At 64.4% G+C, this 12738-nt stretch carries 9 protein-coding genes; 4 read left to right on the top strand and 5 right to left on the bottom strand.

Features of this window, described 5'->3' with window-relative positions:
• Positions 1-49 precede the first annotated feature (49 nt).
• The 4 genes from ltaE to ACYVL5_RS18055 all read left to right on the top strand — a co-directional run bounded on the left by ltaE (position 50) and on the right by ACYVL5_RS18055 (position 8837).
• Positions 50-1060 (top strand): low-specificity L-threonine aldolase, encoded by a 1011-nt coding sequence (gene ltaE / locus ACYVL5_RS18070; RefSeq protein WP_460596969.1) that lies wholly within the window; start codon positions 50-52, stop codon positions 1058-1060.
• A gap of 481 nt (positions 1061-1541) precedes the next feature.
• Positions 1542-3821, top strand: a complete 2280-nt coding sequence (locus tag ACYVL5_RS18065; protein ID WP_460596968.1) for a multicopper oxidase family protein — start codon at positions 1542-1544, stop codon at positions 3819-3821.
• Positions 3822-3938: 117 nt separating this feature from the next.
• Positions 3939-5501 carry an efflux RND transporter periplasmic adaptor subunit gene (locus tag ACYVL5_RS18060; RefSeq protein ID WP_460596967.1) on the top strand — a complete coding sequence of 521 codons (1563 nt, stop codon included), beginning with the start codon at positions 3939-3941 and terminating at the stop codon, positions 5499-5501.
• Between the two features lie 12 nt (positions 5502-5513).
• A complete protein-coding gene (locus ACYVL5_RS18055; protein WP_460596966.1) occupies positions 5514-8837 on the top strand; it encodes an efflux RND transporter permease subunit in 3324 nt (1107 codons plus the stop codon).
• Between the two features lie 66 nt (positions 8838-8903).
• Here the strand turns inward: ACYVL5_RS18055 and rsmI are convergent, their stop codons facing one another.
• The 5 genes from rsmI to ACYVL5_RS18030 form a co-directional block, all read right to left on the bottom strand.
• Complete coding sequence (rsmI, locus tag ACYVL5_RS18050; RefSeq protein ID WP_460596965.1) at positions 8904-9728, bottom strand: 16S rRNA (cytidine(1402)-2'-O)-methyltransferase; 825 nt, start codon at positions 9726-9728, stop codon at positions 8904-8906.
• Between the two features lie 167 nt (positions 9729-9895).
• Positions 9896-10717, bottom strand: a complete 822-nt coding sequence (locus ACYVL5_RS18045; protein WP_460596964.1) for an NAD(+) synthetase — start codon at positions 10715-10717, stop codon at positions 9896-9898.
• Entirely contained in the window at positions 10717-11568 is an 852-nt protein-coding gene (locus ACYVL5_RS18040) for a carbon-nitrogen hydrolase family protein (RefSeq protein WP_460596963.1), read from the bottom strand. Before ACYVL5_RS18040 ends, ACYVL5_RS18045 begins: the two co-directional genes overlap by 1 nt.
• Before the next feature lie 69 nt (positions 11569-11637).
• Positions 11638-12078 (bottom strand): DUF4149 domain-containing protein, encoded by a 441-nt coding sequence (locus ACYVL5_RS18035; protein ID WP_460596962.1) that lies wholly within the window; start codon positions 12076-12078, stop codon positions 11638-11640.
• A gap of 161 nt (positions 12079-12239) precedes the next feature.
• On the bottom strand, positions 12240-12617 hold the full coding sequence (locus ACYVL5_RS18030) for a PDDEXK family nuclease (protein WP_460596961.1): 378 nt from the start codon (positions 12615-12617) through the stop codon (positions 12240-12242).
• Positions 12618-12738: the final 121 nt, after the last annotated feature.

The following is a 12738-nucleotide window of genomic DNA, read 5'->3' as shown; positions in this document are numbered from 1 at the left end:
ATTCTCCACCGCTTCCGGAGGGGCGGGGGTGAGGGCAATGAAGGAGAGTATGAAAGTAATCGATTTGAGAAGCGACACCGTGACCCTCCCCTCCGACGCGATGCGCGGCGTAATGGCCCGCGCCGAAGTGGGGGACGACGTCTACGGCGAGGACGTAACCGTTAACCGGCTGCAGGAGATGACCGCCGAAAAGCTCGGGAAGGAAGCCGGCCTCTTCCTCCCCAGTGGCACCATGAGCAACCTGGTCGCCCTCCTCACCCACTGCGGAAGGGGGGATGAGTACATCGCCGGGCAGGAGGCCCACTGTTACCGTTGGGAGGGTGGCGGGGCCGCCGTCCTGGGAGGGATCCAGCCCCAGCCGCTCGACTTCGAGGCCGACGGCACCCTCGACCTCGACAAGGTCGCCCGCGCGATCAAGCCGGCGGACCACCACCACGCGGTGACCCGCCTGATCTGCCTGGAGAACACCACCGGCGGGCTCGTGCTGCCGCTCGACTACCTGGCCCGGGTGCGGGAGTTCGCCGCCCAAAGGGGTCTCCTCCTCCACCTCGACGGCGCCCGGCTGGCCAACGCGGCGGTCCACCTCGGGGTACCGCTTGCCGAGCTCACGGAAGGTTTCGATTCCGTCTCCTTCTGCCTCTCCAAAGGGCTCGGGGCGCCGGTAGGATCGGTCCTCTGCGGCAGCCGCGAGTTCATCGAGCGGGCCCACCGCTGGCGCAAGGTCACCGGGGGCGGCCTGCGCCAGGCCGGCATCCTGGCCGCCGCCGGCATCCATGCCCTGGAGCGCAACATCGACCGGCTGGCCGACGACCACCGGAACGCGGAGCTGCTGGCCGAAGGCCTCGGGACGATCGACGAACTGCGGGTCAGCGCGCCGCGCACCAACATTCTCTATGTCACCCCGCCGGCCGGAACGGCCGACGACCTCAGGGAAGCCATGGCCCTCGAAGGTATCCGGCTCGGGAGGGGGGAGACCATCCGACTGGTCACCCACCTCGACGTGAGCCGGGATGGCGTCGAGCGGACGGTGGAAGCCTTCAAGCGCTACTTCGCGAGCTAAAAAGGACAGCGGGAGTGGCCCCCCAAAGGCCACTCCCCCCTTTCGGTAGATCCCCCCTCGCTCCCCTTGAGGGAGAGGGTGGCCGAAGGCCGGGTGAGGGAAAACCTCCCCATCCCCTCGGCTCTCTCTCGCCCACCGCCAGCAAAAATAACGCCCCCTCTCCCTTTACCCCCTGGCAAGATGGCCTGGATTTCCTCCCTGTGAGCCTGCCGAAAGGGGTGCGACATTTGAGTTTCTTGCCACGAAATGGCACACCATCGATAACCACTCGATAACATTACACTCCCCCCTATCCTGCTGGCTGCCGGATTCAATTTGTTCGCACCCCTGCCTCCCGCCCCCCATCCGCCCACTTTCCAAACCATCGGGATCATTGATGAAAAAAATCTTCAAAATGGTACGCCGTTTGCTCTTAATGAGGATATCGCACGCCTCGGGGGGCGGCAGAGGAGCCCCCATGTAGTTTGGAAGGAGGTACCCCATGGTGAAGACAGCAACGTTCATCCGTCTCGCACTTTTCACTGCACTGCTGACGGCAGCAGCCACCGGGGCCGAGGCCAGTTCGCTGGTTCCCCAGACCTGGCTGCCGGGGCAATGCATCCCGCAGTTCTCCGTACCGCTGCCGACCTTCGGCCCGGCAGGTATTGCTCCCCGGGTGCAGGCAGCCTCGCACCCGTTTCTCGCCATCAAGATGAAGGAGGTCGAGGTCCAATCGCTGCCGGACGGGATGACCGTCTCGTGCCCCCCGCTTGACCCGACCGCACAGAAACCGCCCAAAGTGACCTTCAACCCGACCCGGGTCTGGGCCTATGAGACCTCCGACGCCAAGACCGGCAAGGTCCTGGGACCGGCCAACTGGCCGGCGGTCTCCATCGACGCCACCCGCAACATCCCGACCACCATCAAGTACGTCAACGTCCTGCCGAGCTTCAACTTCTCGAACAGCCAGCCGGCCAACTACCCCTTCAGCCCGGGGCTGGTCCAGGGGCTGGTCACCATCGACCAGACCATCGACTGGGCAAACCCCGAGAAAAACACCTGCAGCGAGGGGGTGAACTGTGTCAACAATCCCGGCGATCCCTGCTGCCGCGCCTTCACCGGATCGCCGCCGACGGTACCGCACATGCACGGCGCGGAGGTCTTCTCCGCTTTCGACGGCGGCCCCGAGGCGTGGTTCACCGCCGACGGACGTAAAGGGCCCGCCTACGGCTCCCTCTTCGACGCCGGCCCCGGTTCCGCGGTCTATCTCTACAACAACACCCAGGAGGCGGGGACCCTCTGGTTCCACGACCACACGCTGGGCGCCACCCGCGACACCGTTTTCGCCGGCGGGCTGGCCGGGTTCTTCCTGCTGCGCGACCAGAAAAACGAGCCGAAGAACCTCCCGTCCGGCGCCCACGAGGTGGAGATGGCCCTCCAGGACCGGCTGTTCGACACCAACAGCCAGCTCTTCTTCCCCGACGGCAGCGGTCCGGTTGATGCCACCGGGATCCCGCTGGGGAACCTCAACGGCCCGCCGACCAACCCGGACATCCACCCGTACTGGATCCCCGAGTTCATCGGCGACGTCGCCATGGTCAACGGGCGGCCGTGGCCCTTCATGAACGTCGAGCCCCGCCGCTACCGCCTCCGCCTCCTGGACGCCTCCAACGCGCGGGTGTTCAACCTGGCCTTCGGCAACGCGGCGGTCTACCAGATCGGTGCCGACGACAACTACCTGGACCGCCCGGTGCCGGTCACCCAGGTCAAGATCGCCCCGGGCGAACGGGTTGACCTGATCGTCGACTTTTCGAAGCTGGCCGGCAAGACCGTCACGGTGACCAACGACGCCCCGGTCCCCTATCCCGACGGCCTCTACCCGGTTCCCCATCCCGACCCGGCCAACCCGGGGCAGATGCTGCCGGCCGACCAGCCGCAGATGGCGAGCATCATGCAGTTCCGCGTCGGATCCCATGCGGTGGCCGACAACAGCTGCCGTCCCGCCATGGGCGAATGCAGGCGCCAGACCCCGATGGTCCGGCTGACCGACGGTCACGGCCACCTGGCCCCCGCCGTGAAGATCGACCGCAAACGGCAGCTGGTGCTCAAGGAGTTCGAGGGCCCCGGAGGACCGGTGGAGGTCATGCTCAACAACTCCGACTTCAACGGGCTCAAGAACCCCAGCATCGCCTCTTTCCCGGACGGGGTTACCGAGCAGCCGCGGATCGGCTCCACCGAGCTCTGGGAGATCATCAACCTGACCCCCGACGCCCATCCGATCCACACCCACCTGGTGCAGCCGCAGATCCTCAACCGCCAGGCCTACGATGTTGACCGCTACCTCGGCACCTTCGACGCCAACGACAACCTCCTGGTGGCCGGGGCCTGGATGAAAGCCTTCGGCCACGGCCCGGTAGCCCTTCCGGCCGGCTGCCAGTTCGAGCAGTACTGCCCGAACTACGGACCGCCGCTCCCCTACGGGATCCTCAACGGCGACGGCGCCCTGGGTGGGAACCCGGCCATCACCCCGTACCTCGTCGGCAACCCCATGCCACCCGACCCGGGAGAGAGCGGCTTCAAGGACACCATCCGCTCCATGCCGGGCGAGGTGCTCCGGCTGGTGATCCGCTGGGCGCCCACCACGACGCCGGTGGGAAGATCGATGGTAGGGGTGAACCTCTACCCCTTCGACGCCACCGGCGGCCCCGGCTATGTCTGGCACTGCCACATCCTCGATCATGAGGACAACGAGATGATGCGCCCGTACACCGTCAAGAAGTGAGCCGATGACGGGCCCCGGTCAGCCGGTCGCAAGGGAGCACTTCCTCCGCCGGCTACGACCGGGGTGCCATGGCTTTACATAGGGCCCCTCCTCCGGGAGGGGCCGCAGGAGGCTGTCATGAGCAGGTTAACGTCCACCATTCTCGTCCTGCTGCTGGTAGGCACCGCTTTCATGGCCGGAAGCTGGGTAAGCCGCGGCTCCCTGGTTCCCTCCGCCGCCGCCAGCGGCAAGAAGATCCTTTTCTACGTCGATCCGATGCACCCCTCCTACCACTCGGACAAGCCGGGGGTGGCCCCCGACTGCGGGATGCCGCTCGAGCCGGTGTACGAAGACGGCACCATGGGTGGCGGGGACGGCAAGACGCTCCCTCCCGGGGTCATCCAGGTCTCCGCCCAGCAGCTGCAGACCATAGGGGTCAAGCTCGCCACCGTCGAACGGAGCTCGGCACGGGCGACCCTCCGCCTGCCGGGGCGGGTGGTCCCCGACGAGAGGCTGGTGTACCGGGTGACCGCGGCGGTGGACGGCTGGGTCCAGCAGGTAGGGGAAGCGACCACCGGGAGCGCCGTCCGGAAAAACGAAACGCTCCTCTCCTTCTACGCGCCCGAATTTCTCTCCGCCATCCAGACCTATGTCTACGCGCTCGCCGCCAGCGAACGGGCCGCCGTCTCCCGGGGGAGCCTGCCGGCCGCCGCCCAGGAGTACAACGACAGCAACCTGCAAACCTACCGTAACGCGCTCTTGAACCTGGGGATGAGCGAGTCCCAGCTCGCCGAGATGGCGAGGACCCGCAAGGCCACCGAGAGTGTGCGACTGGTCTCCCCCGGCAGCGGCATCGTCCTCTCCCGCAACGTCTCCCCCGGCCAGAAGCTCGACAAGGGGAGCGAGCTGTACCGGATCGCCGACCTCTCCCACGTCTGGGTGCTGGCCGATCTCTACGGCGACGAGGCGGAACGGACCCGCCCGGGGACCAGGGTAACGGTGTCGATACCGAACCGGAACCGGACCCTGACGGCACGGGTCAGCTCGGTCGAGCCGATCTTCGACGGGGCGAGCCGGACCACTAAGCTTCGCCTGGAGCTGGACAACCCGGGCAACGTCCTGCGCCCCGACATGTTCGTGGACGTGGAGCTTCCCCTGGGTGCCCCCGCCATGCTGGGGGTCCCCTCCGAGGCGCTGCTCGACACCGGGACGAAGAAGATCGTGTACGTGCAGCGAAGCGAGGGTGTCTTCGAGCCTCGCGAGGTGGTCACCGGCCGCAGCTTCGGCGGGCGCGTCGAGATCCTCGCCGGACTCGGCGAAGGGGAGAAGATCGCCGCCTCCGGCACCTTCCTCCTCGACTCGGAAAGCCGCATGAAGCTCGCCTCCGCCCAGGGGCCGGCCACCCATATCGATCCCATCTGCGGGATGGCGGTCGACGAGGGGAAGGCCAGGGCCGAGGGACATTTCCTCCAGGTGGCCGGGACCACCTACTACTTCTGCTCCGACGATTGCAAAAAGAACTACCTGAAGCGTGCCGGATCCAGCCGGGTGACAGAAAACCACGACGGTGACGATGGTCACGGTCACGGCCACGAAGCGATGGTCCACCGGCACGGAGGGATGGAGCATCACGGGAAGATGGCGCCCGAGCACGCAGTGATGGAGCACCGGCGCGAGGCGATGGCGCACCGCGACGACTGAAAGGAGCACGCCATGATTGACCGCGTGATCGAATTCTCGGCCCGCAGGCCGTTCATGATACTGACCGTCGCCCTGGTGGCGGCGGTGATGGGATGGTGGTCGCTCAAGCGGCTCCCGGTGGATGCCCTCCCCGATCTCTCCGACACCCAGGTCATCATCTACTCCCGGTGGGACCGCAGCCCCGACCTGGTGGAGGACCAGGTGACCTACCCGATCGTCTCGGCCATGCTCGGGGCGCCCAAGGTCAAGACGGTGCGCGGCTTCTCCGACTTCGGCTACTCCTTCGTCTACGTCATCTTCCAGGAAGGAACCGACATCTACTGGGCCCGCAGCCGCACGCTCGAATACCTCTCCTCCGTGCAGCAGCGCCTTCCCCAGGGGGTGCGGAGCGAACTCGGCCCCGACGCCACCGGGCTCGGATGGGTCTACCAGTACGCGCTGGTGGACACCACCGGCAATCACAGCCTCTCCGAGCTCCGTTCCTACCAGGACTGGTATCTCCGCTACTACCTGAAATCGGTCCCCGGCGTGGCCGAGGTGGCCCCGGTGGGAGGCTTCGTCCGCCAGTACCAGGTGAACCTCGATCCCAACCGGCTCCGTTCCTACGGGATATCGATCAACCAGGTGGTCGATGCCGTCCGCTCAGGCAACAGCGAGACCGGCGGGAGACTCATCGAGTTCGGAGGGAGCGAGTACATGGTCCGCGGGCGCGGGTACGCCCGTTCCCCCGCGGAGTTCGGCGCCATCGCGGTGGCCACCGACGACAGCGGGACACCGATCCGGGTGCGAGACCTCGGCGTGGTGGGGGTGGGACCCGACCTGCGGCGCGGGGTGGCCGACCTGGACGGCAAGGGGGACACGGTATCCGGCATCGTGGTGATGCGGCAGGGGGAAAACGCGCTCCAGGTAATCGAGCGGGTCAAGGCAAAGCTCAAAGAGATCGAACCGGGGCTCCCCAAAGGCGTGAAGGTGGTCCCGGTCTATGACCGCTCCACCCTCATCCGGGCCGCCATCGACACCCTTAAGGGGACCCTCGTGGAGGTGGTGGCCACCGTGATGCTGGTCATCTTCCTCTTCCTCTGGCACCCGGCCAGCGCGGCCATCCCCGCGGTGACCATTCCGCTCGCCGTGCTGATCTCTTTCATTCCGCTTCGCCTGATGGGGATCAATGCCAACATCATGTCGCTCGGTGGGATCGCCATCGCCATCGGCGCGCTGGTTGACGCATCGATCGTGGTGGTCGAACAGACCCACAAGAAACTGGAGGCTTGGGAAGCGGGCGGTCGACAGGGGGACCAGAAATCCATAGTGGTCTCCGCCATCAAGGAGGTGGGGGGGCCGAGCTTTTTCGCGCTCCTGGTGATCGCGGCGGCGTTTCTCCCGGTCTTCGCACTGGAGGCCCAGGAGGGGCGCCTGTTCAAGCCGCTCGCCTCAACCAAGACCCTGGCCATGGCGGTGGCCGCCCTCCTCACCATCACCCTCGATCCGGCCCTCAGGGTGCTCATCACCCGCACCCGCCATTTCGACTTTCGCCCCCGCTTCCTCAGCTCATTGTTGAACTCGGTCACCTCCTGCCGGTTCCGCTCCGAACAGGAGCATCCCGTGAGCCGTTTCCTGATCCGGATCTACGAGCCGGTGGTTACCTGGGCGCTGCGCTGGAAATGGGTGGTGCTCGGAGGGGCGGTCGCCGTGGTGATCGCTACCGTGCCGGTGGTCGGGAGGCTGGGGAGTGAATTCATGCCGCCCCTTGACGAGGGGTCGCTCTTCTACATGCCGACCACCATGCCGGGTATCTCGGTGGGCGAGGCGCAGAAACTTCTCCAGGTTACCGACCGGATCATCAGCCGGTTCCCCGAGGTCCAGCAGGTACTCGGTAAGGCGGGGCGCGCGGAGAGCGCTACCGACCCGGCTCCCCTCTCCATGCTGGAGACCGTCATCGTGCTCAAGCCGCACGACCAGTGGCGCCACGTGGCGACCTGGTACTCGTCGTGGGCACCGGAATGGGTGAAGCCCGCGCTGCGCCGGATCACCCCGGACCGGCTCTCCCGCGAGGAACTCGTCAGCCAGCTGAACGAGGCGCTCAAGCTTCCCGGGGTATCCAACTCCTGGACGATGCCGATCAAGGGGAGGATCGACATGCTGACCACCGGCATCCGGACCCCGCTCGGTCTCAAGGTCAGCGGCGCCGATCCCGCCCAGGTGGAGAAGATCGGGACCCAGGTGGAAGGCCTTCTTCGCCCCCTGAAGGGTGCCCGCGGCGTCTTCGCCGAACGGACGGGAGCCGGCTACTTCCTCGACATCAGCTGGAACCGCGACGCCCTTGCCCGCTACGGCCTGAGCATCGAGGAGGCCCAGGGGGTGGTGCAGAGCGCGATCGGGGGCGACAACGTCACCACCACCATCCAGGGACGCGAGAGGTACGAGGTGAACGTGCGGCTGCTGCGTGATTTCCGAGGCGATCTCGAGGCGCTGCGTAGGGTTCCGGTATCGGTGAAGGGAGGCAAGGGGCAGGTTTCTTTGGGAGAGTTGGCGAGCATCGCGGTCACCACCGGGCCGTCGATGATCCGTAACGAGGACGGGCTGATCACCGGCTACGTCTTCGTGGACTTAGCCGACCGCGATCCGCAGAGTTTCGTGGAGGAGGCCGCGCCGCTGCTCCGGGCCAAGGTGGAGCTTCCGCCGGGAGCCGCCATCACCTGGAGCGGGCAGTACGAGGCGATGCAGCGGGTAAAGGATCGCCTGACCCTGGTGGTTCCCGCCACCTTGCTGCTTATCCTCGGGCTCCTCTACCTGAACACCCGCTCGCTGGTGAAGAGCGCCATCGTGCTGCTGGCCGCCCCCTTCTCCGCGGTGGGAGCCTTTCTCTTCCTCTGGATGCTCGGCTACCACCTGAGCGTCGGCGTCTGGGTGGGGCTCATCGCCCTTTTGGGGGTCGATGCCGAGACCGGCGTCTTCATGCTCCTCTACCTGGATCTCGCCTACCGAAACGCACGCCAGTCCGGGGCGGCGATGACGCTGGCCCGGTTGCGGGAAGCCATCGTGGAAGGGGCAGCCAAGAGGATCCGGCCGAAGTTCATGACCACCGCCACCATGTTCGTTGGTCTCGTGCCGATCATGTGGTCCACCGGGACCGGCTCCGACGTGATGAAACACATCGCGGCCCCGATGATCGGCGGCATCTTCAGCTCGTTCCTCCTGGAACTGCTGGTCTATCCGCCGCTCTACGAAGTGTGGAAATGGCATTTCGAGCTGAAGCCGAAGGAGGAGAGAGAACCGGCAGCGCTGGAACTGGTCCTGGAGAAGACCGAGCCCCGGTTGCCCGAAAAGGTAGGATAATGCAAGACAAAATATACCCTCGCACCTTCAGGGGAGAGGGTGCCCGAAGGGCGGGTGAGGGAGGCTTTACCCCTTCTGCCTAAGCGCCTCCGCGTAGACGACGCTCTTCGCCAGCCCGGTCTCCTTGGTAACCTGCTTCACCGCGTCCTTGAGAGAGAATTCCCCCGACGCCAGGTAGCGCCGCAGCAGCTCCTCCATGGCCGGCGTATCCGGAAGCTCCGGCTGGTCCGCCGGCGACATCAGGATGGCCACCTCCCCCCGCACCGGCACCTCCTCCGCGCGCGCGATCAGCTCCGACAGCCTTCCCCGCAGAAACTCCTCGTACATCTTGGTGAGCTCACGGGCGATGACGATCTGGCGGTCGCCTAAGATCTCCAGCATGTCGCGCAGGGTGGTGAGGAGCCTTTTGGGGGCCTCGTAGAAGATGATGAGGCCGGGGAGCTTGGAGAGTTCCTGCAGCTTTTCCCTCCTGCGCCCATGGCGGTTGGAGAGGAAGCCGGCGAAGGTGAAGAGATCGCTCGGAAGGCCGGAGGCGGCAAGGGCGGCGATGGCCGCGCAGGCGCCGGGGATGGGAATCACCGTGTATCCCGCGGCCCAGGCGTCGCGGACGATCTGGTAGCCGGGATCGGAGACGCAGGGCGTGCCGGCATCCGTCACCAGCGCCACGTTCATCCCCTTCTCCAGCTGATCGAGGATGAAGTTCCCCTTCACCTCCTTGTTGTGATCGAAATAGGAAGTAAGCGGGCGGGAGATGCCGAAATGGGTGAGAAGCTTGCGTGTGTGGCGGGTGTCCTCGGCGGCGATCAGGTCGACCTCCTTGAGGATACGGAGGGCGCGCAGCGTGATGTCTTCGAGGTTGCCGATCGGGGTAGCGACGATGTATAGGGGCATAAGAGACTGTTCTATGTTCTACGTTCTAGGTTCTACGTTAACAACCAGAGGCTCAACGCTGTCAGCCAGGAGACGCCGACGCAGTGTGTAAGTCACGAGGGGAGCTCCAACCGTTCAAGGTTCCAACGTAGAACGTAGAACATAGAACGTAGAACCCGTTTCACGGTTTATTTTCCCCAGTCGCGCGCGTAGCGGAAGTCGCGGTCGATGGTGCGGTTGGAGACCTTGGCGATGACCGGGAGGCGGCGCTTGAAGTGGCTTCCCTGGACCTTGCGCTGGACGTTGTCTATGAAGGCGGGATCGAAGCCCTCGGCGATCAGTTCGTCGCGGGTCATGCGCTGGTCGACCATCCGGTACAGGAGTTCGTCGGCCTCGCGGTAGGTGAATCCCAGCTCCTGCTCGTCGGTCTGGCCGGCCCAAAGGTCGGCGGAAGGTTTCTTCTCGATGACCTCGCGAGGAACCCCCATCGCCTCAGAGAGCTCCCAGACCTGGCTCTTGTAGATATCGCCGATCGGGTTGAGCGCGCTGGCCATGTCGCCGTGCAGGGTCCCGTAGCCCAGGAGAAGCTCGGTCTTATTGCTGGTACCGAGCACCAGGCCGCCGACCGCTGCCGAATGGTCGTACAGGATGGTCATCCGCTCGCGCGCCATCTTGTTGCCGCGCCGCATGTTGTCGGCATCCGGGATCATCTGGAAGTAGGCGTCGACCATCGGGGTGATCTCGATGACCTTGTAGTTGATCCCCAGCTTGTCGGCACACAGCTTGGCGTGGGCCTCGCTCTCCGGATTGGAGGTGCGGTACGGCATGGTGTAGGCGTAGACGTTCTCCGGCCCGAGCGCTTCGGCGGCGATGAAGGCAACCAGGGCGGAATCGATACCGCCGGAAAGACCGAGCACCCCTTTGTGCAGGCCGACCTTGGTCACCTCGTCGCGGACGAAGCCGACCAGGATATCGCGCAACAGCGCGGTGTTCACAGATAGCGCACCCATCAGCGACTGTTCTCCCTGTCGATACGTTTGAGTTCCTTCAAGGTGATCCCCATGTTCTCGTCCCGCATCATGGGAGAGAAGATCCGCTCACGGCGCAGGGCCCCTTCGTCCACCTTGACCGTCAGGAAATCCTCTTCGAGGATCTTGGAGCGCTCCAGCACCTGCCCGGAAGGCGCGACCACCTCGGAACCTCCCCAGAAGTTGATGCCGTCTTCGTAGCCTACGCGGTTGCAGTAGAGGACCCGGCAGTTGAGGAACATGGCGGTGGTGGAGGTGAGCTTCTGCCAGGCGGCGGCGGAGCCGAGCTCCGCGGTGCCGCTCACGCCGCGGCCGGGGCTCGACGAAAGACAGATCAGCGTGGTGGCGTTGTCCATGGCGAGGATGTACGGCGCCGAGAGATGCCACATGTCTTCGCAGATGAGGATGCCGAACCGCCCGAAACGGGTATCGAAGGCGCGGAAGCGTTCGCCCCTGGCGAGGTAGCGCTGCTCGTCGAAAAGGCCGTAGGTCGGGAGGTACACCTTGCGGTGAACGTGCAGGATCTCTCCCCCTTCCAGGTAGAGGGCCGAATTGAAGAACCGGTAATCGGCGGATACCTCGACGAAGCCGATGGCGATGGAGATGCGCTTGGAAAGTTCTTTGAGCTTCTGGATCTCGGGAGCATCGAGGCTTAGTGCCACTTCCGGCACCAGGTCCTTGAGGAAATAGCCGGTAAGGGCCAGTTCGGGGAAGACGATCAGGTCCGCTCCGTCCGCCACCCCCTTTTCGATGGCAGACTCGATAATCGACATGTTGTCGTCCAGGCAGCCCAACTTCGGCTTGATCTGGGCAAGGGCAACAGTGAAATTCATGAGTGTCTCCGGAAATTTTTCTTCATTACTAGCATAGCAGGTAGGGGGATTGCAATTTTTTCGGCCTCCCTACAACATGATCACCAGCGCTACCCCGCCGGCGATCACCGAGAGGTTGCAGACTGCGGAGACGCCGTGCAGCTTGGAGAACTGCCGGCGAAGGGGATGGTCCTTGGGAGTCGTTTCGAAGGAGACGATCTGCCGCTTCAGTTCGGCGGCCTTGGGCTCGATGTAGAACGCCTGGATGGAGCAAAGCGTCAGCATCACCGCCAGGATAACCGTGGGGACGGCCATCCCTTTGCCGGCCATCACCAGTCGGCAGGCGAGGGCGATGACGCCGCAGGCGACACCCCAGCGGAAATAGCCGGGGAAGAAGAGCCCGACGATGCGGGCGGCGGTATCCCGGGTTTCGTTTTTGAAGAGTAGCGGCGTGAGGACAAAGGTGAAAAGGGCTGCGCCACCCAGCCAAAGCGAGATGGCGAGACGATAGATTACCGGTACTGCCTGCATCATTACCTCCATAACGACAAGTTCTACGTTCTATGTTCTACGTTCCACAGAAGCAAGTTCTATGTTCTATGTTCTATGTTCTACGTTCGAGGCCACTGCGCCCCCCAAGGCCATTTGCTTTACAACATAGAACCTAGAACGTAGAACCTAGAACTGGTTTTTTAATACGCCAACTCGAAGGCATTCTTGATATGCTCGATCTCCGGCAGATCGTGCTTGTGAAGAACGATCGCCACCACGTCGAAGCGTGCCTCGGCATCGAAGAGTTTTCTTTTGGAAAGCCAGACGAGAGCGGCCTTGGAAATCTGCCGCTGCTTGAAAGGTGTCACGGCAAGCTGAGGAGGGCCGTAAAGCCTGTTGTTGCGGCACTTGACCTCGACAAAGACGATGGTTCTTCCATCCCTGGCCACGATATCGACCTCACCGCAGACACAGCGAAAATTCCGCTCCACCACCTTGAAGCCTTGCCCCTCAAGGTAGGTGGCGGCGATTGACTCTCCGACTTCGCCCTTTTCGCTGTTTCCACCCTGCTCTCGCACGAGCCCCCCTTCCCCGGGTTGCGGTCATGAAGAGTGTACAGTAAGAACTCTTAGAATGCATTCCGCCATGCCCTTCACGACGTAGGTGGGCGCCTTCCCCGCCTTCCTCTCCCTGCGGGAG

This window comes from Geomonas sp. Red276 (assembly GCF_054784495.1).
This window is presented reverse-complemented; position numbering and strand designations above follow the sequence as displayed.